Below are 23,577 nucleotides of genomic sequence, written 5' to 3'. Positions count from 1 at the left end.
CATGACACGCCCATCCACGGTCGCCGTTCGCCATGACGCCTGACGCTTCGCCACGACAATCGTGGCGCACTTGGTTGCGCGACGAATGGCTGTTGCTGCTGTTCGCTGTTTTCGCTGGCGCCCTGGCGCTGCTCGACCCTCGGCCTACCACCGACTACCAGCACTGGCTGCAGTGGCCCACGCTGACCGGGCTCGCGGGGTTGCTGCTGGCGATCCAGGGCATTCGCGACAGCGGTCTGGTGCAGCATGCCGCCGCGGCGGTGATGGCGCGGGCGCACTCGCTGCGCGGGCTTGGCCTGGGGTTGGTGGCCGCCACCGCCGTGTTGTCGATGGTGCTGACCAACGACGTGAGCCTGTTCCTGGTGGTGCCGCTGACGCTGGCGATCGGCACGATGTCGAACCTGCCCGTGCTGCGCATGGTGGTGCTGGAGGCGCTGGCGGTGAATGCGGGCTCCGCGCTGAGCCCGATCGGCAACCCGCAAAACCTGCTGCTGTGGCAGCACTCGGCGCTGAGCTTCGCGCAGTTCATCGCGGCGATGTTGCCGGCCGCCGCCGTGATGCTGGCGATGGTGGCATTGCTCACCGTGTTCTGGTTGCCACGCGGCCGGGTGGCGCTGACCACCGACCGACTCGACCGCACCCCGATTTCCGTCCGCCTCGGCGTGTGCTCCGCGCTGGCGCTGACCGGCATGGTGGTGCTGATGGAGCACGGCCACGCCCCGCTGGGCGCCGCCATTCTGCTGCTGTTGTTTGTGCTGGGCGCGCGCGCAAGCCTGCGGCGGATGGACTGGTTGCTGCTGCTGACGTTCGCGGCCATTTTCCTGGGACTGGGGCATTTCGCCGAATTGCCGTGGGTGCGCGGTGCCCTGCAAACCATGGATTTCAACCAGCCATTGACGGTTTACCTCGGCGCCATCGTGGCATCCCAGGCGATCAGCAACGTGCCGGCCACGGTCCTGTTGCTCGATCGCGCGCCGGATGCCATGGCCTTGGCGGTGGCGGTCAACGTGGGTGGCTTCGGCCTGGTGACCGGCTCGCTCGCCAACCTTATCGCGCTGCGCCTGGCGCGACAGCCGCACGGCCTGCGGCTGCTGCATGCGGTGTCGATTCCGTTCCTGCTGGTGGCGGCGCCGCTGGTGTATCTGACGTGGCACTGGCTGGGCTAGTCGGTGGCGAAACTGAGCGGCGCTTGAATGCACCTGTCAACGCGCATGGCGACCGCACGTTTTTTCTCCCCACCTACCGACGGAGATCCACCATGCATCGCAAGACACTGCTCGCTTCCGCGCTGACCCTGCTGATGGCCGGTTCCGCGTCGTTCGCCATCGCGCAAAACGCCCCAGCCACGACGCCTCCCGCTGCGACGACGCAGGGCACCACCGGTCACGGGCATGGCGTCCAGGCCATGCGCGACCATGGCAAGTATCGCCACGGCATGCAGCGCCATGGCTTCAACAAGGATCGCGGCGGCGTGATCGGCGACCTGCGCCAATTGGAGCGTTTGTACATGGAGTCCGGGCGCAGCAAGGAGCTGACCGCGGTGTACAACGACGTGCTGGCCAGGTCGCAGAACCCGCGCGTGCGCAATTACGTCTATCACCACCTGGCCCGCTTGCAGGCGCGTCCCGCCAACGTGGATCAGGCGATCACTACCTTGCGCAAGGGGCTGGACGAGAGCCTCGCCAACGAGGCGAAGATGCAGGCGACGAAGGAAAAAATGCGCGCCGAGTGGCAGTCGCGTCGCGCCCAGGGTGCCACGGCTCCGGCAACCGCCAAGTAACCCAAGACGACACCTGTCGTGAAACGCAACGCGCGAAGGGCAACCTTCGCGCGTTTTTTCATGATTGCCGTTCCGCCTATTTCGCGCGTTGCCACAGCTGCTCCTGCTCGGCCAGGCTGCACCTCGCAAACTCGACGCCATCGTCGGCCGCGAGTTGTTCCATCTGCCGGAACCGGCGCTCGAACTTGGCATTGGCGTGGCGCAACGCGCGCGGAAAATCCACGCCGGCGTGGCGCGCCAGGTTCACCATCACGAACAGCACATCGCCAATCTCGTCTTCCAGTCGCGCCGGGTCGGCGCCAGCGATGAACTCGGCGCGCACTTCCTCGATCTCTTCGCGCAGCTTGTCCAGCACCGGTTGCGGATCGGTCCATTCGAAGCCAGTGGCGGCCGCACGCTGCTGCAGCCGCTCTGCGCGTTTCCACGCGGGCAAGCCGTGCGGTATGCCGGCCAGCGCACTCGGATCGGAGGCGCGCCGGGTCACCCCATCAATCCCGTGTGGCGGCTTGCAGGCGCGCTGACCAGTCGACCGAACCATCGCCGACCGCCAGGAATTCCGGATTCAGCAGTGATTCGCCGCGGTTGTAGCGGAACGGCGCACCGGCCAGATCAAGCACCGCACCACCCGCCTCCTCCAGCACGCATTGCGCGGCGGCGGTGTCCCACTCGCTGGTGAGTCCAAGCCGCAGATAGACGTCCGCAGCACCCCGCGCCATCAGGCAGAACTTCAGCGAAGAGCCCATCGGCAGGCGTTCGTAATCGTCGCCCACCAACTGGCTCAGCAAGGCGTGCTCGGGGCCACCGTGCGAACGGCTGCCGGCAGCGGTGGCCGGCTGTGCCAAGGAGCGGGCGTGGATCGGTTGCCACGGTCCGTCGGCCTTCTGCTGCAGCCAGGCACCGGCGCCCCGCGCGGCCACGTAGAGATCACCGGTGACCGGCGCCAGCACCGCGCCCAGCACGCTCTGGTGGTTGTCGATCAGGGCGATGTTGACGGTGAACTCGCCGTTGCGCTTGACGAACTCGCGCGTGCCATCGAGCGGATCGACCAGCCAGTAACGCGACCATTGCCGGCGCTGCGACCAATCCGCCGCACGGGCTTCTTCGGACACGATGGGAAGCGGCAGATCGAGCTCGGCCAGCGCCGTGGCAATCACCTGCTGGGCGGCCAGGTCGGCGGCGGTGAGCGGCGACGCATCGGCCTTGGTCTGCACCGCGAAATCGCCGCTGTAAATCGCCATGATGGCGTCGCCGGCAGCGCGCGTGATGGCACCGACTTTCTGCGCCAACGAAAGCGCGATCATGACCGCTTGAACCGGCCAGCCAGGTACTCGTGCGCCATGTAGAGCGCGGCGATCGAACGCCCCTCGGTGACGTCGTCGCGACCGAGCAGGGTGTGCAATTCAGACATTTTCCAGGGCACCACTTCAGGCGGCTCGGGCTCGTCGCCAGGCAGCCGCTCGGGGTAAAGATCCTGCGCCAGCACCACATGCGCCATGTGCGTCATGTACGAGGGGGACAACGACAGGTTGTGCAGTATTTTCAGCTTGCGCGCGCCGTAACCGACCTCTTCCTTCAGCTCGCGGTTGGCGCCCTGCTCGGCGGTCTCGTCCTGGTCGAGGCGGCCTTTCGGCAGACCCAGTTCGTAACGGCCCACGCCGCCGCCGTATTCGCGGATCAGCAGCACGGTGTCGTCGTCCAGCATCGGCACGATGATCACCGCGCCCAGGCCGCCCCCTTTCAGGCGCTCGTAGGTGCGCCGCACGCCGTTGGAAAATTCCAGGTCGACTTGTTCGACCTGAAAACGGCCGTGGGTGACATCGCGCGTGGCGTGGATGATCGGCAGTTTCGGCATCCGCCCATTCTAGAAGCCCGCACCGCAGAAATCGAACGCCGCGCGACGTCAGCCGACGCGATTCAGAGGCGCAGCCGCTGCAGCGCCTGTGCGTGGATGGCCGGCGTGCCCGCCAGCACGCTGCGCGTATCGAGCGTCAACGGGGCGCCGTCCAGTTCGGTGAACACACCGCCGGCCTCGCGCACGATCACCGCCAGCGCCGCGATATCCAGGATATTCACGTCCGACTCGATCACCAGATCCAGCCCGCCGCGCGCCAGCAGGTGGTAGTGGCAGAAATCGCCGTAGCCGCGAATGCGGTTGCTGTCGCGGATCAACGCGCCCAGCGCATCCCAGCGCGCATCGCTTGTCAGCGTCTTGACGTTGCCGGTGGAGACTGATGCCTGCGCCATCGCCGACGTGCCCGCCACCTGCACCCGCACGCCATCCATCCACGCGCCGCCGCCGGCACTGGCCCACATCACCTCGCCGTAGATCGGCGCGCTGGACACGCCGAGGATCAGCTCATTGCCTTCCATCAACGCGATCTGGGTCGAGAAGAACGGCGTGCGCCGCACGAAGCTCTTGGTGCCGTCCAACGGATCGACCAGCCACATCAGGCCGCCGCGCTCGCCATCCAGGCCGTATTCCTCGCCGTAGATGGACGCCTGCGGCAACGCCGCCTGCAAGATCTTGCGGATCGCCTGCTCCGCCTCGCGGTCGGCGATGGTGACGGGGGTGGCGTCTTCTTTCAGTTCCACCGCCACGCCCTGTTGCCAGTAGTGGCGAATGACCTCACCGGCGGCGGCAGCAGCTTCCTTGGCGGCGGCAAGCGCCTGAGCGAGTGTTGCGGAATCCATGTTGTTTCCTGTTCGTGGAAAATCTATTCAGATGGCCAGGCCGCCACGGCGGTCGACATGTACGGCACCGTCGGCACCGACGGTGCCCCATCGATGCAGCAACTGGCGCAATGCGCGATCAGGACCATGCGGCTGCAATGTCGCCTGCAATCGCCAGCCGAGCAGATTGCCCTCCAGATGGCCGTGCCCGCGCAGCGGCCCGTCGCCGTAGCTGCGGAATTGTGCCTTGATCCACCCGTCGCGCGCCTGTGCCTGCAGCTGCCAGTCGCCCAACGCCACCTCGTCGTTAGCACCTTGGATCGTGGCATTGCGCCAATGTGCCGTGCCCTGCAAATCCATGGGCCAGCCGTTTTGCAGCAGCGCACGGTCGACTGACAATTGTACTTCGCCGCGCGGTGGGCCGATGCTGGTCAGCCAGCTTTGCCAAGGCGCGCCCAATGCCACACGTGCCCGTACGTTCCGCCAATCGTAGGTGTCCGATGAAATCCTGCGCACATTGCCACTGAAATCCAGCTGCGGCCCGGCGATGTCGATCTGCAGACGCACATCGCCCCACAGCGCGCGGCGCGACAGTTGCCATTGCACACGCCCCAGATCGTGGCCTTCGCGATCGCGCCACTGCCCTGCGTTGCCCTGCCACACCGAACCGGTAACCTGCTGCAATTGCATGCCATGCAGTTGCGGCGCGATCAGCGCCACCGCCCAACGCGCAGGGAAAAACCACAGCAGCACCGCCACGGCCAGCAGCACGACGCCGAAGCCAAGCAGGATTTTCCGCAGATACGTCAAGGCGCTTCCAGATGAAAAGCCGCAACACTTGAGTGATCACGGCGCAGGGCCGATGATAACCGGATGACTCACCCCGCAAGCGGCAACGTCGCACTGGCCACACGCGACCTGAAACATGTGTGGCACCCCTGCACCCAGATGCAAGACCACGAAAGCGTACCGCTGGTACCGATCGTGCGCGGCGAAGGTGCCTGGCTGATCGACGCCGAAGGCCGCCGATATCTCGATGGCATCAGCTCGTGGTGGACCAACATCTTTGGCCACGCCAATCCCCGCATCGCCGCCGCGCTGGCCGACCAGGCAAGCACGCTGGAGCACGTCATCTTCGCCGGCTTCACCCACGAACCGGCGATTGAGCTGGCCGAGAAGCTGGTCGCCATTACGCCGGCCGGGCTGGACAAGGTGTTCTTCGCGGACAACGGCTCCTCGGCGGTGGAAGTCGCGCTGAAGATGAGCTTCCATTATTGGCTCAACCAGGGCCACGGCGAGAAGACCCGCTTCATCGCGCTCAGCGGCAGCTACCACGGCGAAACGCTGGGCGCGTTGTCGGTGAGCGATGTGGCGCTGTACCGCAAAACCTATGCGCCGTTGCTGCTGACGCCATTCCTGACACCTTCGCCGGATGCCTACGAAGGCGAGCCAGGTGAAAGCCCGCAGCAGACGGCCGCCCGCCGCTTGCGCGAGTTGCGCACGCTGCTGGAAAGCCACGCGCACGAAACCTGCGCGGTGATCGTCGAGCCGCTGGTGCAGTGCGCCGGCGGCATGCGCATGTACCACCCCGATTATCTGGTCGGCCTGCGCGCGCTGTGCGATGAGTTCTCGGTGCACTTCATCGCCGACGAGATCGCCGTGGGCTTTGGCCGCACCGGCAGCCTGTTCGCCTGCGAGCAGGCGGGCGTGTCACCGGATTTCATGTGCCTGTCGAAAGGGCTCACCGCCGGCTTCCTGCCGCTCTCGGTGACACTCACCACCAACGACGTCTACGACGCGTTCTATGCCGAATACAGCGCCGGCAAGGCGTTTCTGCATTCGCACAGCTACACCGGCAACCCGCTGGCCTGTCGCGTGGCGCTGGAAACCCTGGCGATCTTCCGCGACGAGCCCGTACTTGATCGCAACCGGGTGCTGGCCGCCCATCTGGCACAACGACTGGCCCCGCTGCGCGACCATACGCATGTGGCTGATGTGCGCCAGACCGGCATGATCGCCGCGGTGGAGCTGGTGGCCGACAAAGCCACCCGCCGGCCGTTCGACAGCAAGGAGCGGCGCGGCATGCGCGTCTACCTGCATGGTTTGCAGCAGGGTGTGTTGCTGCGGCCGCTGGGCAACGTGGTGTATTTCATGCCCCCTTATGTCGTGACGGAACAGGAAATCGATTTGCTGGTCGATACCGCGATCGCCGGTATCGAACGTGCCGTGGCAGGCTGACTCACTCGTTCGCGGATCGCTCCCATGCGCACCATTCGTATCCACGTTGATGTACCGCTGATGGCCGGCGCCGAGCTGACCTTGCCGGCGCAAGCCGGTGAACACGTCGCGCGCGTACTGCGTCTGGTTGCCGGCGATCCGTTGACTTTGTTCAACGGTGACGGCAGCGACTACCCGTCCACCATCGAGCGCACCGGCAAGCGCGAGGTCGTGGTGCGCGTGGCCGCTGGCCAACCGGCGGGGACGGAATCACCGCTGCGGCTGACACTGGCGCAGGCGGTGGCGCGTGGCGAGAAGATGGACCTGATCATGCAGAAAGCCACGGAGCTGGGCGTGGCGCGGATCGTGCCGCTGCTGACGGAGCGTTCGGAGGTGAAACTCGATGCCGCCCGTGCGGAAAAGCGCCTGGCCCATTGGCGTTCGGTGGTCGCCAGCGCCTGTGAACAGAGCGGACGGGCGCGACTGCCGGAGGTCCTCGGCGCACAACCGCTGCAGGCCTGGCTGGATCAGCTGACCGACGACGGCGCGCTGCGCCTGGCGCTGTTACCCGAAGGCACGCAAAACGCGCGCGATCTCCGTTTCGGGCCGGCTGGTGGCTCGCTGGTGATCGGTCCCGAAGGCGGCCTTGGTGAGCGCGATATACAGGCCCTCACGGCGCACGGTTTTGCCGGCCTGCGCCTCGGCCCGCGCATCCTGCGCACAGAAACGGCGGGAATGGCGGCACTTGCGGCGTTGCAGGCACTGCACGGCGACGCCTGACGCCTCAATCGTCGGAATCAGCCCATGACGACGGCGCGGACGCGGAGTCCATGCGTTCGAAGTCGACGTGGTCTTCGGTCGTCTCATCCGACCCCACGGCATCAACCTGCTGCAGCAAGGCCAGAAGTTCCGCCTCGATGCCTTCCATGTCCGGGATCACCGCGACATCGTCACGCACCAGCACCCGGGCACGGATACCCGGCGGCAATTGGGTGCCGTCGTGGGTCGGGATGATCAGCTCGGCGTTGAGCGTGGTAAGGCGCGGGAAACCCTGCGTGACCAGCGCCATGAACGGCATCTGCGCATTGCCACCCAGTGTCTTCAGCACGGCAACGCGGGAACTGAGTTCGGCGTCGCCCTCTTCCGCGCCACAAAGCCGGGTGAACGACACCAGCGGTACCCGCCAGCCACGCCAGGCAATGCGCCCGAGCAACCACGCCGGCGCACCGGCTACCGACTCCGCCTCGGGCAGGGTGATGACTTCGGCCACGGTGGCGTTGGGCAACAACAAGCGCATATGGCCAACCGGCACCAGGATGCAGCGGATTTCGCGCGGCAGCGGATCACTCATGGATACACCTCGATCAGGTGCGCCGCCAACTCATGCGGGGCACCGGAAAAACTGACCAGTCGCTCGGCAAAAATGCTGCCGACCATATCGGAATACTGTACGTCGGACGCGGCTTCGACCCAGACCTCGCCACCCAGATCGTGTACGGCCTGGGCGCCGGCAACCGCGTCGGTGGAGCTTCCGGCGAACACGATCGACACCACGTCGCGCCCGAAAATAGTGGCGACCGTGCTGAAATTGGCATCGATCGAGGACTCGTTGCCGGCATCGGGCTCGTTGGCCTGCACGGTTATCGCGCCGTCGCGGCGCAACGAAACCTGGGACGCCGCCGGCACCACCAACAACTCGCCGGGCACGGCATGGTCACCGTCGGTTGCCAGCCGGACGGGCAATGGCCCGCCGCCGACCGACAGCACTTCCATCAGCCCCGATATCGATTGCGCACCCAGGTGCTGGGTGAGCAGAAACGTCGATCGCGTGGGTGCCGCCAACGCCGAAAGGAATTCGCACACCGAATCCAGCCCGTCAGCCGCCGCCCCCAGCAACACGACCCGATGCAGACGGCGAGTGTTGTCGTCCAGGTGCATCTCGCTGTCCTGCGAGTAGGGCTGCGGCGCCACCGCCTCTTCCATCGTCAGCAACTGCAGGCTCATCACCGGCTCGGTGGCCGGTGCCGCGTGCTCGACCTCGGGTGAAAGGAATTCGGCTGCAGTCTGTTTCACCACGCCAAAATCCGTGGCGGATACCGTGGCGGGCGCCGGCGCGGGTGCGACGGGAGCGTCATCGTCCAGCAAGGCCCAGCTGTCGGGCGCACTCACCACGGTGGGTGCCGGGGCTTTTTCGGAGACAGGTGCAGCATCACCAGCCAGGGACAGGTCCGACGGCAGGTGATCGAAATCGAAACTCGTGGCCGCTGCGGCAACCCGTTCGGTACCGACGCTGTCCTCGGCGGCGGGTTCATCCACGGCGTCGGAGGCCTCGGCCGCTTCGCCAGCCACATCGCCGAACTCACCATCGTGCAATGCCGGTGCGTTTTCGAAATAACGCAGGCCCGAGCCGAATTCGTCCTCGCCCGTCGACAAGGCATCGGAGGCCAGCATGGCCTCGAGCTCGGCTTCGAGGCTGTTGGAATCGGCGCTCTCGGGCCCATCGATGCCCTGATCGATCGATGCGGGCTCGTCGAAAGCCAGGTCACCGTCGGTCTCCGTCGCGCTGGATACGGCCGTCGTGACGGCCTCTTCAGCGGCAGGAACCGTGTCGTCCGTGAGCTCGGCGCTTTCGGCCACCGACGGGGCCGCAGCGGGCACGACCAGGCTGGCGGCGGTGAGCGGCCGCGGCGGGTCGACATCGGCGGAGGCCATGACCTTGGCCGCCAGATGGCGCGCCCAGCGGGCGCGATCCCACCCTTCAAGCGCGCGGCTGGCCTGGCCGTCATTGAAAACCACGCGCGGCGTATCGCCGTCGATCACGTCATAGAGGCGATCAAGCGCGTCGTCGTTCTCGTCGTCGAGATTCACCACCACGACCTCGGCCCCGCTTGCCATCAACAGGTCGCGGTTGAGGCTGGCCATGCTGCCTTCGTGCACGATCCGCGCGCCATGCTCCTGCAGTGCCAGGCGCAACTGGCCGCCCAGTTCGCCATCGCCGAAAAGCAATGCGATCCCCGGGCCGGATTCAGTCATGGGCCGGCTCCGACGCGTGCAGCTCCAGCACCTCGCCGATCTGCGTCAGCAGGTCGGCCTCCTGGTACGGCTTGCCGAGATAACGCTCCACACCGATGTCGAGTGCCCGCTGGCGGTGTTTGTCGCCGCTGCGCGAGGTGATCATGATGATCGGCACGCCGCTGAGGCGCGGGTCGGCCTTCATCAGGGTCGCCAGCTCGTAGCCGTCCATGCGTGGCATCTCGATATCCAGCAGCATCAGATCAGGGACGCGCTCGTGCAGTTTCTCGACCGCATCGACACCGTCCTTGGCGGTGCTGACCTCGTACTCATGACGTTCGAGCACGCGGCTGGTGACCTTGCGCATGGTGATGGAATCGTCCACCACCATGACCAGCGGCCGCACCCGGACTTCCTCGATGACCGGCGCCTGCAGGGCACTGAGCCCCTCTGCCAGACGCTGCTCGCGACGTGTGATGCCGTGGCGGACCAGCGGCGCCAGATCCAGAATGATCAGCACCGAGCCATCGCCCATGATGGTGGCGCCGAGCAGACCGGGCACCGAACTGATCTGCGGGCCCACCGACTTGACCACGATTTCGTGGGAGCCCAGCACCGCGTCGATCCGGATGGCCGCACGCAAGTCACCGGCACGGGTAAGCAGCAAGGGCTGCTGCTCGCCCTCGGGCGGCAACCCGGGCGGCAGCCCGAGCAGTTCGGCCAGATCGTGGATGGCGTAGGACTCATTGCCATGGGAGAACGTGGGCTCGCCCTGCTCCAGCAGCGTCGTCATCTCATCGGCGTCAATCCGTGCGACACCCTGGACCGACGTCATCGGGATGGCGAACGTGGCCTCGCCGATGCGTACCAGGATTGCCTGCGTCACCGCCAGGGTGAACGGCAGGCGCAGTACGAACGTGGTGCCCTTGCCCGCGGTCGATTCGATCGACAACGAGCCGCCCAGTTGCTTGATCTCGTTGGCCACCACGTCCATGCCGACGCCGCGGCCGGCCAGCTGGGTGATCTTGCCCGCAGTGGAGAAACCGGCCTGGGTGATCAGACCCAGCAGTTGATCGTCGCTGGGGTTGGCGTCGGCACGAAGCAGCCCGCGCTCGATGCCACGGGCGCGGATCGCCTCGCGATCGAGGCCGCGGCCATCGTCGCTGACGCGCACTACCACCTCGGTCGCCTCGCGTGCCACCCGGATATGCACCGCGCCTTCGGCCGGCTTGCCGACCTTGCGTCGTTCGTCCGGCGTTTCGATGCCGTGCGCGATGGCATTGCGCAACATGTGCTCGAACGGCGCCTTGATGCGGTCGAGCAGGTTGCGATCCATTTCGCCGTGCGCACCGTCCACATAGAGCTGCGCGTGCTTGCCTTCTTCCTGGGCGGCCTGGCGGAGGGTGCGGCGCAGGTTGGGAACCATGGTGTCGAACGGCAGCATGCGGGTACGCAGCAGACCATCCTGCAGGTCGGTGCTGACACGCGACTGCTGGATCAGCAGGGTTTCGGCCTGGCGCGTCAGTTCGTCCAGCGTGCTCTGGATGGAGACCAAGTCGGACACCGACTCGGCCAGCGCGCGGGAATACTGCTGCAGCTGGGAATAACGATCGAGCTCGAGCGGATCGAACACGGTGGTGAGGCCCGCCTCGCGATGCTCGCGCTGGAAGCGCGCGATGATCTGCGCCTCGGTCTCGATTTCCAGCATGCGCAACTGGCTGCGCAAGCGGGCCACGGTCTGTTCCAGCTCGACCAGGTTGAAGCGGTAGCCGGCAACCTGCTGCTCCAGCCGCGAACGGTAGATGGCCACTTCGCCGGCATGATTGACGAGGCTGTCCAGCAGGTCGGCGCGAACGCGGATCTGTTCCTGCGTCGAGCGGACTTCTTCTTCCACCTCGGGCAACAGCCCCGGCAGATCGCCGTCTGGTGTCCGTTCACCGGACGCCGCCACCGGCGACGCCGGCGCCGCCGTCTCGGGCATCGCAATGGCTGCCAGCACGTCGTCGTTGGTGAAACCTTCCTCACCGGCGAGCGCCAGCAGCCGGTCGATCATCGCCTGCGGGTATTCGATCGTCTGGCGATGCGCCACCTGCTGCACCATCGCGTTGAGCTGGTCGAAGCTGGATTCCAGCGCGCCGATCAACGAGGCGGTGCCAGACGCGTCGACCGGCTTCTCCAGCAGTGTCTCGATCGCGTGGGCCAGATCGCCGATCGACCCCAGGCCCGAGATGCGCGCGCCGCCCTTGAGCGTATGCAGGTCGCGCTGAAGCTCGCCCACGTAGCCAAGTTCAGTCGGCTCGGCGCGCCACTGCGCCAGCACGTCATCGGCGTGATCCAGGATTTCATGTGCCTCATCGAGGAACACTTCGAGCAAGTCGTCATCGAGGGCATTGGCGGCGGGCGTCTCATCGGCGCCGCCTTCCACGGTTGTGGATACCGCACCGGCATCGACGGCGTGGGTCGTCTGCCGCGCCAATGCAGCAGCCTCCGACGCCTCGCGCTCGGCGAGTTCGCGTGCCTCACGCGCACGGCGTCCGGCCGCTTCGCGCTCGGCGGCTTCACGTTCAGCCGATGCACGCGCTTCGGCCTCGCGCTGCTCCGCAGCTTCACGCTCGGCGGCTTCGCGTGCAGCAGCCTCACGCTCGACGGCCTCCAGCTCCGCGGCAAGCTCCTCGGCCAGCCCGGCGTCGTCCAGGTCGTCTTGCTGCGCGTCGATGGCGGCGTTCTCGTCGTCCATCCGCACGGCATCGTCGACGGGAGCGTCTTCGATATCGCTGTCGCGGGTTTCCCCTGGTTCGAACGCATCCAGCGCCGCCATCAACTCGCTGGCAAACGTCTCGTGGTGCGCATCGTCGGCATCGGCCGCAGGCTCGGCGCCGTCAACAAAGGCGGCAGCCGGCGATGCCTCCGACAATGTCTCGTCGGCAGGTGTCTCGTCGGCGATGGCCGGTGCTTCGTCGTTGTCGACCGGCATCGCGTCCAGTTCGTACGACGGCGTCCAGGCGTCCAGATCATGCTCCGCACCCAATGCCGCGGCATCTTCCAGGTCGTCGGGGCGGGACTCGTACACCACGTGGGCAACCTGCGACTCGGAGTACAAGTCGCGCATGGCCACGATCTCGTCGACCAGCGCATCCACGACGGGCAACTGCGGATCGGCCGCGTCGAATTGCTCCATCACGGTATCGACTACGTCGGCGGCCTCGCCCAGAAGGCGGATGCCTTCGCTGGACAACGGCACATCGGCGGCGCGCAGGCGCTTGAGCAAACCCTCCAGCGGCGACAACACCTGCATCAGCAAGGCGATGTCGACCATGGCGATGGCCCCGTGCAAGGTATGCACGGCGCGCAGCAGTTCTTCGCCCACCCGCAGTTCGGTGCCCGCGCGTTGGATGGCGCCGCGTATCGTCTGCAGATACTGGGCCACTTCGCTGCGCAGGATCTCCAGCAGAACCGGGTCCACCGGCGGCATCACCGGCAACGGCAACGCTTCAACCGGTTCGACGTCATCGTCCGGCGCGCCTGCCAACGTGTGGGCATCGGTGATGCCGGCCTGCGGAATCGCTGCCGCATCCGCGTCCATGCGCGGCACGCGGCGGCGTACGACCCGGCGAACCGTTTCGGTAACAACCGACGGATGGCCCTCGACCCGCGCGCCCTCCTCGCCAGCGGCCAGTCGTTCGGCCACGTCCATGATGGCGCCGAGCGGTGCTTTCAGCGCGCCTTCGCCCTTGAGCGCGGCCAGCAACTGCGGCAGCGCATCGATGGCCCGGCGCACCATCGCCTGCACGCCTTCATGCGGTTCGATGCTGTTGTCGAGCACGCGGTTGAGCGTGCTTTCGACCTTCCATGCGAACTCGCCGAGCACGCTGGCGCCAACCAGCCGGCCCGAACCTTTCAATGTGTGGAACGAGCGGCGGATGGCCGTCAGTGAGGACAACTGCGATGGATCGTCCAGCCAGACCTTTTCGGCCTCGGTGAGGTTGTCGATTTCCTCCTGCATCTCCTCCAGGAAGATTTCGCGGATATCGTCATCGATGCCTTCGGCGTTGGCATTGAAGCCGGCGGTGGCCGCCAGCGGATCGGTGACCGGAACCTGCTCGACGATCTCCTCTTCGATTTCGACCCAGTCCTCGTCGGAAGCGCTTTCGGCCGACTCGGGTTTCAGGGATTCGGTTTCAGCCAGGCGCAGGCCATCGATATCCTGCGCGGAGCGCGGCGAGGATGTGTCTTCGCCGATGATCAGCTCATCGATGCTGTCGCCCGGATGCACGCTCACCGATTCGGAGAGCTCGACATGTTCGTCGTTCGTCGGCAATGCATCGGCGGCCACCGGCGGCGGGGTCTCGGGCAATTCGCGGGCAGCCGGCGGCGGCCAGTAACCCAGCAGGCCCAGACTGTGCTCGGCGACATCAAGGATATGTTCCAGGCCACCGCGATGTTCGCGGGCAGCCTCGAGGTAATACTCCAGCGCGGCCAGCGCATCGGCCAGGTGATCCATCTGCGCGCCATCGGGCACGCGTCGATCGAGCAGCAGCTCATTGCCGATGAAGCGGCTGATGCCTTCGGCCAGCTCGGCGGGGCGTGCCGTGGACAGCATGCGCAATGCACCGGCCACCTCATCCATCAACGCCGGGCTGCCGGCAAGATGCTCGTGCTGCCAACCGGATTCGCTGAACGCCACGATCGCGTCTTTCACTTTGCCGGTGTTGCTGATCGCTTCCTGCATCAACGCCACGACGATGCCCATGGCCTCGCTGCGGGGAACGCCGACCACACCTTCGTCGCCTTCCGTCACACCCTCGGCGCCAAGGCTTTCGATGTGGTCGTCCAGCGATGCCTCGACATAGAGCAGCGCGCCGGCAACATCGAGCAACGCGGCCTCGTCGGCACTGCGCATGTGATTGGCGATCTCGTCGAGAACCTGTCGCTGCTCGACAACCATCCGCCGCGGCACCGCGAGCGCCAGCATGCCGAGGGTGTCGCCGACACGCTCCAGCACTTCGCCCTGTGCAGCCAATTGGGCCGGGTCACCATCCACCTGGCGCAGGAACAGATCCAGCGCTTCCTTCACCCGCAACAAATCATCTTTCAGCGCGCGCGACACGGAGTCGAGCAAGGCGCGGTTGTGGCCGGCCATCGATCCGCGCGCGTGCTCCAGTTCGCTGGCGTCAGGCACCTGACGATCGAGCGCGTACGTGGATTGCAGCAGCTCCATCTGCGGGCTGCGCTGCGGCGATTGCGCCACCAGATAGAGCAGCTGGCACGCCAGTTCGTCGGCGTCACCACCACGCAGACTGTCCTCGCCGTGTTCGACCAGCTCGCGGATATTGCGATCGACCTTGCCGATCAGCTGGCGGATTTCGGTCGTACGGTTCTTGAACAAGCCTTGCCCAAGGCCCTCCAGTACTCCCGCCGCGATCCACCACAACCGGCGACCGTGCACGTGATAGCAGCGCGCGGCAATTTCCAGCAGCGTGGTGCGCATGCCGGCCAATTGGCGCGTCGGATCCTCGCCACGGAACCAGCCCAGCAGCTGTCGCTGGAAGCGAAGCCGCAGCGCGGTCAATTCGCCACGACGCGCCTCGGCATGCGACTCGCTCATGGCGGCGGGCGCCTGCTCCGGCAGGAAGGCGTCGAGATTGGGATGGAACAGGGCCGACTCGGACAGCGGCGGTTTCCCGATGGCCGCGCGCAGGTCGTTGAGCAGCGGCAGCAACACCACCGGCACGTCACGATGTCCGCCGGACAGGCGCTCGAGATAGTCCGGCAACTGCATCAGGCCACGCATCAATACGGCGTAGGCGTCTTCGCGATTGGCAACCTGGTCGTCAAGCAGCGCGCGGGAAACCTCTTCCATCTCGGCCGCCGCCATGGCGGCGCCATGCAGCTCCACCATTTGCAAGGTGCCACGCACCTGATGCAACTGGTCCACGCACGAACGCATGACGCTGCGATCGGCGGGATTTTCGACATGGGTCGCCAACGCGTCACGGGCGCTGGACAGTGCTTCGTCCAGCTGGGGCTTGACCCACTGCAGCGTGGTGAAATCGATGTGGTCTTGAAGTCTCATGCGCCTCTCTCAGCGGTTGCGCAGCGATGCATTACGCCACCAGCGAGAATGCCCCCCTTCAAAGTGCTCATGTCAATCCGGCAACTTGAAATGCGCCACCGAGCGGCGAAGATCGCTCGCCAACTGCGCCAACGTACCGATGGAATCCGCTGTCTGGCTGGCGCCTTGCGATGTCTGCGAGGTGATTTCCTGGATCGCATTCATCGATACCGAAATATCGGTGGCCGCCGCCGACTGCTCCCTTGCCGCCGTGGAAATGCTCTGAATCAGTGCGGACAGATCGTGCGAAACGCGCTCGATGTCACCCAGCGCGCTGCCTGCGTCCTCCGCCAGTCGCGCACCGGCGACCACCTCGGCGGTGGTCTGCTCCATCGAGTTCACCGCTTCGTTGGTATCGGACTGAATCGTCTGCACCAGCGTCTCGATACGCTTGGTGGCGCTGGTGGAGCGTTCGGCCAGTCGCTGCACTTCGTCCGCCACCACCGCGAAACCGCGACCGGCCTCACCGGCTGAGGCGGCCTGGATGGCTGCGTTCAATGCCAGGATGTTGGTCTGTTCGGCAATGTCGTTGATCAGTTCCACGATCGAGCCGATCTCCTGCGAGGATTCGCCCAGCCGCTTGATGCGCTTGGAGGTCTCCTGGATCTGGTCGCGGATGGAGTCCATGCCGGAGATCGTTTCGCGTACCACCTCGGCGCCGTGCGAGGCGATTTTCACCGAGCGCTCGGCCACGTCGGCCGACTCGGCCGAATCGCGCGACACGTTGTCCATCGAACTCACGATCTGGTTGATCGCCGAGGTCGCGGTGCTGATCTGCTGTGCCTGCTGCTCGGCCGCGTTCGCCAGCTGGCGGGCGGTGGTCTGCGTTTCCTGCGCCGAGGACGACACCTGCTCGGAGGTCTCGTTGATCGTGGTCACCAGGGATCGCAGCTCGTCGATGGCGTAGTTCACCGAGTCGGCGATGGCGCCGGTGATGTCCTCGGAAACGGTGGTCTTGACGGTGAGGTCACCCTCGGCGAGCGATCCCATCTCATCCAGCAGGCGCATGATCGCCTCCTGGTTGCGCTGGTTCAGCTCGGTACTCTCGGCGAAGCGGCGGCGCTGGTCGCGCACCAGGCTGACCACCAGCAACAGCGCGAAGGCCACCGCGCCAATCGCTGCCAGCAGGCCCCACCACACGTTCGGGAACAGCCTGCGCAACGGCAATTTGCCGATCTGCTCGGAGAGGTCGTTGGCGCGCAACAGCACGGTCTGCGAATCCAGCGATGCCTGGTTGCCGGCGTGCTTCACGTCCGCGATGTTGCTGGCGGCAGCGACCAGCCGTGACAGCGGATCGGCCAGCTTTTCCCAGCTGGCATCCATGTCGGAAAGGATCTTGCGCGCATTGGCGTCGCTGACCGGTTTTACGCCGCTGCCGCTGTTGCCCTCGAGCAACCCCTTCAACACGGTGCCGTAGAGCTGGGCGTCACGGGCGAGTCCGTCGGCCGCGGATTGGGCGGTGGAACCGCCCTGCAACACTTCCTGCACACGGCGGATGATGCGGTCAGCAGAGAGCATCTGGCGCGAAGTGCCCAGCATCTGCTCGGAGCTGCCGTTGCGCTGCTGCAGGATGTTGACCACCTGCTCCATGCTGGAGTTGAGCAGCGGTATCTCGCGCGACAGCGTGGCGGCGCGCTGGGCCGAATCGAGCACCACGGACTTGTTGGACAGGATCTTGCCGATATCGGCGTCGAGCTGGCTCCAGGAATGGCTCAACGCGGTTACCGCGCGACCGGACGGCGTGGTGTCGTTGTTGCCGTAGGCACGCATGCCACCGGCGGTATCGCCTTTGCTCAACCGTTGCACCGCCGAATCGATGGCGTTGCGCGTGCTTTCCAGTTCCTTGAACGAATCGACGTTGCCGTCGGCGGACTCAAGCGCGAATTTCGCAGTCTGCTGCGACAGCACCTGGATCTGCGTGGTCAGCGCGATCGCTTGCCGATCCTCGCCGTTGCGCTGGTTGAGCAGGAAAAAGTCCACCGCCGCAAAACCGATCGCCGCCAGCAGCATGACGATAAGGAGGGTGTAACCCCGTTCCCTGCTAACGCCCCCTGTAGTGCTCATGTTCACCTCACCCGTCTGCGCTTCTGGCAGCGCCGCTCGTGGCGGCGCTCAGCGGAGCAGTTGCCCCTGATTCCGGTCCCAACCGATCCCGGTCCTTCTTGTATTCGATGTGACGCGTCAGGCCGCGGCCTGTCGAAAATCCGGTGCGCGCACCAGTCGGTTCATGCTGAAAACCGCCAACTGCTGCTCCCCCACGCGACCATCGACGAAACGAACAAGGCGCGGATCGTCCTCGTTCATCGCCTGAGTCCGTTGTTCCTGGTCGACCGTACGCTGGCCAAACACCTCGTCCACCAGCAGCGCCACGTTGCCGCCGTTCTGGCGCACGATCAGCAGGCGCGTACGGTCGGTATGCAGCGTGCGTTCGCCGAACAGGAAGCGGGCGAAGTCAATGACGGGTACCAGGTTGCCGCGCACGTTGGCGACGCCGAGCAGCCATGGCTGCGTGCCCGGCACCGGCGTAAGCAGTGGCACCGCCAGCAGTTCGCTGATCTCGTCGATGCCACTGACCAGCAGACGCGAGCCCACCCGGAAGCCGATGCCGCGCCAAAGCCCCGGCGCCTCCAGCGTGTCGGGCGAAGCCGAGGCGTGCGCCAGCGACTTCCGCTCGAAATGGGCAAGTATCTCGAAAGGCGTGAGGTTGACCGCCTGGTTCATGCCGCCCCCGGCAGCAACCCGCTGATGCTGGCCAGCAGCTCTTTTTCATTCACCGGCTTGGTGATGAAGGCCCGCGCACCCTGGCGCAGCCCCCACACGCGATCGGTTTCCATCGACTTGGTGGTGATCATCACGATCGGGACGCCGGCCGTGGCCGGGTCGCGGGTGAGGATGCGGGTGGCCTGGAAGCCGTTCATGCCGGGCATGATCACGTCCATGATGACCAGGTCGGGCAGCTCGGCCCTTACGCGTTCAATGCCGTCTTCGGCGGTGCTGACCGCGATGACGGTATAACCGGCGCGCTCGAGCAACGTGGTGAAGACACGCACGTCGGTCGGCGAATCGTCGATGATGAGAATAGTTGCCACAGAACCCCCTGGATCTCTGCAGTCAGCCGGCGGTATGCGCTGAGCCGACGTGGCTATGGATGGCACCCAGCAGTTCGTCGCGCGTGAACGGCTTGGTCAAATACTGTTCCGCGCCCACGATGCGGCCGCGAGCCTTGTCGAACAGACCATCCTTCGAGCTCAGCATGATGACCGGGGTGCTGCGGAATTGCGGATTGTTCTTGATCAATGCACAGGTCTGATAACCATCCAGCCGCGGCATCATGATGTCGACGAAGATGATCGCGGGTTTCTGATCGGAGATCTTGGCCAATGCCTCGAATCCGTCCACCGCGGTCAACACTTCGCAACCTTCCTTCTTGAGCAAGGTTTCCGCGGTGCGGCGGATGGTCTTGGAGTCATCGATCACCATGACCTTCAGTCCAGCGAGGCCGTTAACGCTCACGTTCAAATTCACTCAAGCTCCCCCTGTGGCGCACCGAGCTCAGCATGGACCTTGATGGCAAGCAACTACTATGCCGCTGGGGTACATGCACAAATTCAGCAAAGATAAGGCCGCTCGAAAACAGGCTTTCGGGCAATGCCTCTCGCGCATTGCTGTTTACCGCCTGCTCGCCGAGACTGTCAAGCAATGATGACAGAGCGCTCCGCTCGGCGATGTCGAGTGTGACGCAAATCGGCAGCATGTGGCGGTGAGCGGCAGGCAACGCACACGGCAGGGCCGGAATCGCTTGTGGCGATGGCGTGGTCTCGGCGACCATTCACGCATGACATGGCGACCGCGGGCCACTCGGTCCGCCATACCCGCCACGGAGAAATACGATGACGCTTTCGGTCGCGGTGCTGATGGATCCCATCAGCACCATCAAGGTCGCCAAGGACACCAGCTTCGCGATGCTGCTCGAGGCGCAGCGTCGCGGGCACTCGCTGCTCTACTTCGAGCAGGCCAGCCTGGCCCTGCGCGACGGCGTGCCGTGGACGCGACTGGCTGCCTTGCAGGTACGCGACGATCCGCGCGACTGGTACACGCTGGGCGAGCCGCAATGGCGCGACCTGCGCGACATCGATGTCGTACTGATGCGCAAGGACCCGCCGGTGGATGCTCAGTTCATCAACGACACCCTGGTGCTCGAAGTTGCCCAGCGCGCCGGCGTCACCGTAGTGAACAAGCCGCAGGCGCTGCGCGACTGCAACGAGAAACTGTTCGCGATGGATTTCCCCCAGTGCATCGTGCCGACCCTGGTGGCGCGCGACGCCGACGAACTGCGCCGCTTTGCCGCCGAACACGGCGAGGTGGTGTTGAAGCCGCTCGACGGCATGGGTGGCCGGGGCATCTTTCGGGTCAAGGCGGGCGACAGCAACCTCAACTCGATGCTGGAAACCCTGCTCGGCGGCGATGCCCACGGTGCCGGCCGACAGCTCACCATCGCGCAGAAATACATTCCGGAAATCACTGCCGGCGACAAACGCATCCTGGTGGTCGACGGCGAACCCGTGCCGTATGCGCTGGCGCGCATACCGCAAGGTAACGAGTTCCGCGGCAATCTCGCCGCCGGCGGGCGTGGCGAAGGCGTGCCGCTGTCCGAGCGCGATCGCTGGATCGTGGCGCAGGTGGCGCCCGAGCTTCGCCGGCGCGGGCTGCTGTTCGTCGGCCTGGACGTGATCGGCGACTACCTCACCGAAATCAACGTGACCTCGCCCACCTGCGTGCGGGAGCTTGATCACCAGTTCGGCCTCAATATCGCCGGCCAGTTGTTCGATGTCATCGAGCAGCGCGTTGCCGGAACGCGCGCCGCGTGAATGCCGTCACCGTCAACGAGACGCCGAACGCGATCGGCGCCACCATGCTGTTTTCGCTGTTGCTGCACGGCGTGCTGTTGCTGGGCATCACGTTCCACTTCACCAAACCCACGCCCGCGCTGCCGACGCTGGATGTGACGCTGGTCAACGTGGCCAACCAGCGGGCGCCGGACCAGGCGGACTTCCTGGCCCAGGCCAACAACAGCGGCGGCGGTGTGAGCGATCGGGCCGCACGGCCGTCGCAGCGGCACTCCGGCGCGCTATCCAAGCCCGACCCCGGCACGGCGGCCAAGGCGACGGAGGCGACCACACCCGCTCCGCGCGACGCCACGCCCACGCACATGGTCACCACCACCGGCACCAGCGCGTTCGCGGTGACCAGCGATTCGGCGCAGACCAAGGTCGCGCCGCAACCGCAGACACAGACCGCCGCCGACCTGCAACGCCAGCAGACGATGGCGCAGCTGGCCGCCGAGCTGCGCGAGCAGACCGAGGCGCTGGCGAAGCGGCCGAAGAAGAAATTCATCTCCGCCAGCACTCGCGAGTACGTCTACGCCAGCTACATGCGCGGATGGTCCGACCGGGTGCAGCGCGTGGGCAACCTCAACTACCCGGAGCAGGCGCGCGAGCGCAAGCTGTACGGCGACCTGGTGCTCACCGTGGGCCTGCGCCGCGACGGCAGTATCAAGACGATCGAGGTGATCAAGAGTTCGGGGCATCCGCTGCTGGATGCCTCGGCCGAACGCATCGTGCGGCTGGCGGCGCCTTTCCCGGCCCTGCCCAGGGACGCCGCCGTGGACGAGCTGTACATCACGCGCACCTGGCAGTTCCTGCCGGGCGACGTGCTGCGCAATCACTAGAACCGGCATGGCGGTCACTTCCCGTTCGCACGTTATTCGGCGCGCCGGGCTTACAATGAGCACATGAGTACGCCTGCCGCCGACATTCTCACCGGCCATTTCCTGATCGCCATGCCGAACCTGGCCGATCCGCCGTTTTCGCGCGGCGTGGCCCTGCTGTGCCAGCACGACGAGAACGGCGCGGTCGGCCTGCTGGTGAACCGCCTGTCCGAGTACCGGTTGGGCGACGTGCTGGCGCAAATGAAGCTCGACTGCGTCGATATCGAAATGGCCGATTCACCGGTATTGATCGGAGGCCCCGTGCAACAGGAGCGCGGTTTCGTGCTGCATCGCGAAACCGGCAACTGGGAGTCGAGCTACCGCGTCAGCACCGAGTGGTCGATCACCACCTCGCGCGACATCCTGGTGGCGATCGCCGCCGGCGAAGGTCCGCGGCAGGCGGTGATGGCGCTGGGCTATGCCGGCTGGGAAGCGGGGCAGCTGGAGCAGGAGCTGCTGGACAACGCCTGGCTCACCGCCGAAGCCAGCAGCCACATCCTGTTCGAGACGCCACTGGAAGACCGCTGGACCGCAGCCGCCGCTCTGGTTGGCGTGGACCCGCGTCAGCTTTCCATGTACGCAGGCCACGCATGAGTTGCGCGCTGGGTTTCGACGTCGGCAGCCGCATCATCGGCGTCGCCGTCGGCAACACGATCACCAGCAGCGCCCGCGCCGTGGCCACCGCGCAAGTGCGCGACGGCAACATCGAATGGCATGTCATCGACACGCTGCAAAAGACCTGGCTGCCGGACACCTTCGTGGTCGGCCTGCCCTTGACGCTCGATGGCGCCGAACAACCGGCCAGCCGCGGTGCGCGCCGGTTCGCCACGCAATTGCATGAGCGCTACGGCGTGCCCGTGGTCCTTGTCGACGAGCGACACAGTTCGCAGGAAGCGGCGCGCCGCTTCGCGCATGCCCGCTCCGTCGGCCTGAAACGTCGCCGGCACGCCGACGACATCGATGCCGAGGCCGCCGCCGTCATTCTGGAGCACTGGCTCCTCGAACCGCCGGTTCCGGCCACCGCCGAACCACGCTGATCCCGCCCACCTGTCGACCCGATTCCATGAGCCCTCGCCTGCGCCACCTCACCACCCTGGAACACCTTCCCCGCATCAGCATCGAGCGCCTGCTCGATCGGGCTGAAGCCCTGCGCGACGCCTGCGCACACGGCACCCGAAAGCTGGACGTGCTGGCCGGGCGCACCGTGCTCAACCTGTTCTTCGAACCCTCCACCCGCACCCGCACGTCGTTCGAACTGGCCGCGCGCCGGCTGGGCGCGGACGTCATCAATTTCGACCTGAGCTTTTCGTCCACCAGCAAGGGCGAGGAGTTGTACGACACGCTGCATACGCTGGAAGCCATGCACCTGGATGCGATCATCGTGCGGCACAAGGAAGCCGGCACGCCCGACGCACTCGTACGCCACGCGATGAGCGGTGTCTCGGTGGTCAACGCCGGCGACGGCAACCGCGCCCACCCCACCCAGGGCCTGCTCGATGTACTCACGATCCGCCAGCACCGGCCGGATTTCGAGAACCTGGTAGTGGTGATCTGCGGCGACATCAAGCACTCGCGCGTCGCGCGCTCGGACATCCACGCGCTGACCGTGCTGGGGGTGAAGGAAATCCGCCTGTGCGGCCCCGCGGGCCTGATGCCGGCGGCAGACGAATTCCCCCACTGCCGCTATTACAACGACTTCGACGCCGCGATCGAGGGCGCCGATGTGTCGATCATGCTGCGCCTGCAGAAAGAGCGCATGGCCAGCGTGGATTTGCCCGATGAGGCCGCGTACTTCAACCACTACGGGTTGGACACACGCCGTCTGGCGCGTGCCGCCAAGGGCTGCCTGGTGATGCATCCCGGGCCACTCAACCGGGGCATCGAGATCGCGTCGGAAGTGGCCGATGGGGCGCAGTCGCGCATCCTCGAACAAGTGGGCAACGGCGTGTTCGTGCGCATGGCCGTGTTGTGCGAAGTGCTGGCCCGCTGAGAAAGCATCCGGCGGTACGTGATGGCGCG

General features: G+C 65.9%; 20 protein-coding genes and 1 pseudogene. 9 read left to right on the top strand and 12 right to left on the bottom strand.

Annotation, left to right across the window (positions count from 1 at the left end):
- Positions 1 to 32 precede the first annotated feature (32 nt).
- Together ASD22_RS00365 and ASD22_RS00360 are read left to right on the top strand one after the other, a co-directional pair.
- Complete coding sequence (locus ASD22_RS00365; protein WP_056077424.1) at positions 33 to 1,166, top strand: SLC13 family permease; 1,134 nt, start codon at positions 33 to 35, stop codon at positions 1,164 to 1,166.
- Between the two features lie 92 nt (positions 1,167 to 1,258).
- A complete protein-coding gene (locus ASD22_RS00360; RefSeq protein ID WP_056077421.1) occupies positions 1,259 to 1,780 on the top strand; it encodes a hypothetical protein in 522 nt (173 codons plus the stop codon).
- Between the two features lie 76 nt (positions 1,781 to 1,856).
- Here ASD22_RS00360 and ASD22_RS00355 read toward each other — a convergent pair.
- From ASD22_RS00355 to ASD22_RS00335, 5 genes and pseudogenes are all read right to left on the bottom strand, one after another.
- Positions 1,857 to 2,246 (bottom strand): annotated as a pseudogene (locus tag ASD22_RS00355) (MazG nucleotide pyrophosphohydrolase domain-containing protein); the annotation flags it as partial.
- 22 nt (positions 2,247 to 2,268) lie between these two features.
- On the bottom strand, positions 2,269 to 3,081 hold the full coding sequence (cysQ, locus tag ASD22_RS00350) for a 3'(2'),5'-bisphosphate nucleotidase CysQ (protein WP_056077418.1): 813 nt from the start codon (positions 3,079 to 3,081) through the stop codon (positions 2,269 to 2,271).
- Positions 3,078 to 3,632, bottom strand: a complete 555-nt coding sequence (gene nudE / locus ASD22_RS00345) for an ADP compounds hydrolase NudE (protein ID WP_056077415.1) — start codon at positions 3,630 to 3,632, stop codon at positions 3,078 to 3,080. Before nudE ends, cysQ begins: the two co-directional genes overlap by 4 nt.
- A gap of 62 nt (positions 3,633 to 3,694) precedes the next feature.
- The gene (locus ASD22_RS00340) at positions 3,695 to 4,471 is read right to left on the bottom strand and encodes an inositol monophosphatase family protein (RefSeq protein WP_056077412.1); all 777 of its coding nucleotides are present in this window, start codon (positions 4,469 to 4,471) and stop codon (positions 3,695 to 3,697) included.
- A gap of 27 nt (positions 4,472 to 4,498) precedes the next feature.
- Positions 4,499 to 5,260, bottom strand: coding sequence for a type II secretion system protein N (locus ASD22_RS00335; RefSeq protein ID WP_056077409.1), 762 nt, complete (start codon positions 5,258 to 5,260; stop codon positions 4,499 to 4,501).
- A gap of 63 nt (positions 5,261 to 5,323) precedes the next feature.
- On the opposite strand from ASD22_RS00335, the gene ASD22_RS00330 reads away from it, so the two are divergent.
- Positions 5,324 to 6,688 (top strand): adenosylmethionine--8-amino-7-oxononanoate transaminase, encoded by a 1,365-nt coding sequence (locus tag ASD22_RS00330; protein ID WP_056077406.1) that lies wholly within the window; start codon positions 5,324 to 5,326, stop codon positions 6,686 to 6,688.
- Between the two features lie 24 nt (positions 6,689 to 6,712).
- The gene (locus ASD22_RS00325; protein ID WP_056077404.1) at positions 6,713 to 7,447 is read left to right on the top strand and encodes a 16S rRNA (uracil(1498)-N(3))-methyltransferase; all 735 of its coding nucleotides are present in this window, start codon (positions 6,713 to 6,715) and stop codon (positions 7,445 to 7,447) included.
- A 4-nt stretch (positions 7,448 to 7,451) separates the two neighbouring features.
- Here the strand turns inward: ASD22_RS00325 and ASD22_RS00320 are convergent, their stop codons facing one another.
- From ASD22_RS00320 to ASD22_RS00290, 7 genes are all read right to left on the bottom strand, one after another.
- Positions 7,452 to 8,018 (bottom strand): chemotaxis protein CheW, encoded by a 567-nt coding sequence (locus ASD22_RS00320; protein ID WP_056077400.1) that lies wholly within the window; start codon positions 8,016 to 8,018, stop codon positions 7,452 to 7,454.
- Entirely contained in the window at positions 8,015 to 9,700 is a 1,686-nt protein-coding gene (locus tag ASD22_RS00315) for a chemotaxis protein CheB (protein ID WP_056077397.1), read from the bottom strand. The genes ASD22_RS00320 and ASD22_RS00315 overlap by 4 nt, the downstream gene beginning before the upstream one ends.
- Positions 9,693 to 15,752 carry an Hpt domain-containing protein gene (locus tag ASD22_RS00310; protein WP_056077395.1) on the bottom strand — a complete coding sequence of 2,020 codons (6,060 nt, stop codon included), beginning with the start codon at positions 15,750 to 15,752 and terminating at the stop codon, positions 9,693 to 9,695. The genes ASD22_RS00315 and ASD22_RS00310 overlap by 8 nt, the downstream gene beginning before the upstream one ends.
- Positions 15,753 to 15,824: 72 nt before the next feature.
- Positions 15,825 to 17,855, bottom strand: coding sequence for a methyl-accepting chemotaxis protein (locus ASD22_RS00305; RefSeq protein ID WP_056077392.1), 2,031 nt, complete (start codon positions 17,853 to 17,855; stop codon positions 15,825 to 15,827).
- Positions 17,856 to 17,972: 117 nt separating this feature from the next.
- On the bottom strand, positions 17,973 to 18,512 hold the full coding sequence (locus tag ASD22_RS00300) for a chemotaxis protein CheW (protein WP_056077388.1): 540 nt from the start codon (positions 18,510 to 18,512) through the stop codon (positions 17,973 to 17,975).
- The gene (locus ASD22_RS00295; RefSeq protein WP_007079997.1) at positions 18,509 to 18,880 is read right to left on the bottom strand and encodes a response regulator; all 372 of its coding nucleotides are present in this window, start codon (positions 18,878 to 18,880) and stop codon (positions 18,509 to 18,511) included. Before ASD22_RS00295 ends, ASD22_RS00300 begins: the two co-directional genes overlap by 4 nt.
- Positions 18,881 to 18,902: 22 nt before the next feature.
- Positions 18,903 to 19,316 carry a response regulator gene (locus ASD22_RS00290; protein ID WP_040669960.1) on the bottom strand — a complete coding sequence of 138 codons (414 nt, stop codon included), beginning with the start codon at positions 19,314 to 19,316 and terminating at the stop codon, positions 18,903 to 18,905.
- Positions 19,317 to 19,681: 365 nt separating this feature from the next.
- Here ASD22_RS00290 and gshB point away from each other — a divergent pair, with 365 nt between their 5' ends.
- The 5 genes from gshB (at position 19,682) to ASD22_RS00265 (ending at position 23,548) form a co-directional block, all read left to right on the top strand.
- Entirely contained in the window at positions 19,682 to 20,659 is a 978-nt protein-coding gene (gene gshB / locus ASD22_RS00285; RefSeq protein WP_056077385.1) for a glutathione synthase, read from the top strand.
- A gap of 44 nt (positions 20,660 to 20,703) precedes the next feature.
- Positions 20,704 to 21,519, top strand: coding sequence for an energy transducer TonB (locus tag ASD22_RS00280; protein ID WP_056080686.1), 816 nt, complete (start codon positions 20,704 to 20,706; stop codon positions 21,517 to 21,519).
- A gap of 63 nt (positions 21,520 to 21,582) precedes the next feature.
- Positions 21,583 to 22,152 carry a YqgE/AlgH family protein gene (locus tag ASD22_RS00275; RefSeq protein WP_056077382.1) on the top strand — a complete coding sequence of 190 codons (570 nt, stop codon included), beginning with the start codon at positions 21,583 to 21,585 and terminating at the stop codon, positions 22,150 to 22,152.
- Complete coding sequence (gene ruvX / locus ASD22_RS00270) at positions 22,149 to 22,595, top strand: Holliday junction resolvase RuvX (RefSeq protein WP_056077378.1); 447 nt, start codon at positions 22,149 to 22,151, stop codon at positions 22,593 to 22,595. The genes ASD22_RS00275 and ruvX overlap by 4 nt, the downstream gene beginning before the upstream one ends.
- Positions 22,596 to 22,621: 26 nt before the next feature.
- Entirely contained in the window at positions 22,622 to 23,548 is a 927-nt protein-coding gene (locus tag ASD22_RS00265; RefSeq protein ID WP_056077374.1) for an aspartate carbamoyltransferase catalytic subunit, read from the top strand.
- The last annotated feature ends 29 nt before the right edge of the window (positions 23,549 to 23,577 follow it).

Origin of the sequence: Rhodanobacter sp. Root480 (assembly GCF_001426645.1) — a bacterium.
Taxonomy (GTDB): Bacteria; Pseudomonadota; Gammaproteobacteria; order Xanthomonadales; family Rhodanobacteraceae; genus Rhodanobacter; species Rhodanobacter ginsenosidimutans.
This window is presented reverse-complemented; position numbering and strand designations above follow the sequence as displayed.

What these genes read in the sequence shown, in the direction of transcription:
- ASD22_RS00365 (WP_056077424.1), top strand. Translation starts at nt 33, where the DNA reads ATGACGCCTGACGCTTCGCCACGACAATCGTGGCGCACTTGGTTGCGC.
- ASD22_RS00360 (WP_056077421.1), top strand. Translation starts at nt 1,259, where the DNA reads ATGCATCGCAAGACACTGCTCGCTTCCGCGCTGACCCTGCTGATGGCC.
- cysQ (WP_056077418.1), bottom strand. Translation starts at nt 3,081, where the DNA reads ATGATCGCGCTTTCGTTGGCGCAGAAAGTCGGTGCCATCACGCGCGCT.
- nudE (WP_056077415.1), bottom strand. Translation starts at nt 3,632, where the DNA reads ATGCCGAAACTGCCGATCATCCACGCCACGCGCGATGTCACCCACGGC.
- ASD22_RS00340 (WP_056077412.1), bottom strand. Translation starts at nt 4,471, where the DNA reads ATGGATTCCGCAACACTCGCTCAGGCGCTTGCCGCCGCCAAGGAAGCT.
- ASD22_RS00330 (WP_056077406.1), top strand. Translation starts at nt 5,324, where the DNA reads ATGACTCACCCCGCAAGCGGCAACGTCGCACTGGCCACACGCGACCTG.
- ASD22_RS00325 (WP_056077404.1), top strand. Translation starts at nt 6,713, where the DNA reads ATGCGCACCATTCGTATCCACGTTGATGTACCGCTGATGGCCGGCGCC.
- ASD22_RS00320 (WP_056077400.1), bottom strand. Translation starts at nt 8,018, where the DNA reads ATGAGTGATCCGCTGCCGCGCGAAATCCGCTGCATCCTGGTGCCGGTT.
- ASD22_RS00315 (WP_056077397.1), bottom strand. Translation starts at nt 9,700, where the DNA reads ATGACTGAATCCGGCCCGGGGATCGCATTGCTTTTCGGCGATGGCGAA.
- ASD22_RS00310 (WP_056077395.1), bottom strand. Translation starts at nt 15,752, where the DNA reads ATGAGACTTCAAGACCACATCGATTTCACCACGCTGCAGTGGGTCAAG.
- ASD22_RS00305 (WP_056077392.1), bottom strand. Translation starts at nt 17,855, where the DNA reads ATGAGCACTACAGGGGGCGTTAGCAGGGAACGGGGTTACACCCTCCTT.
- ASD22_RS00300 (WP_056077388.1), bottom strand. Translation starts at nt 18,512, where the DNA reads ATGAACCAGGCGGTCAACCTCACGCCTTTCGAGATACTTGCCCATTTC.
- gshB (WP_056077385.1), top strand. Translation starts at nt 19,682, where the DNA reads ATGACGCTTTCGGTCGCGGTGCTGATGGATCCCATCAGCACCATCAAG.
- ASD22_RS00280 (WP_056080686.1), top strand. Translation starts at nt 20,704, where the DNA reads ATGCTGTTTTCGCTGTTGCTGCACGGCGTGCTGTTGCTGGGCATCACG.
- ASD22_RS00275 (WP_056077382.1), top strand. Translation starts at nt 21,583, where the DNA reads ATGAGTACGCCTGCCGCCGACATTCTCACCGGCCATTTCCTGATCGCC.
- ruvX (WP_056077378.1), top strand. Translation starts at nt 22,149, where the DNA reads ATGAGTTGCGCGCTGGGTTTCGACGTCGGCAGCCGCATCATCGGCGTC.
- ASD22_RS00265 (WP_056077374.1), top strand. Translation starts at nt 22,622, where the DNA reads ATGAGCCCTCGCCTGCGCCACCTCACCACCCTGGAACACCTTCCCCGC.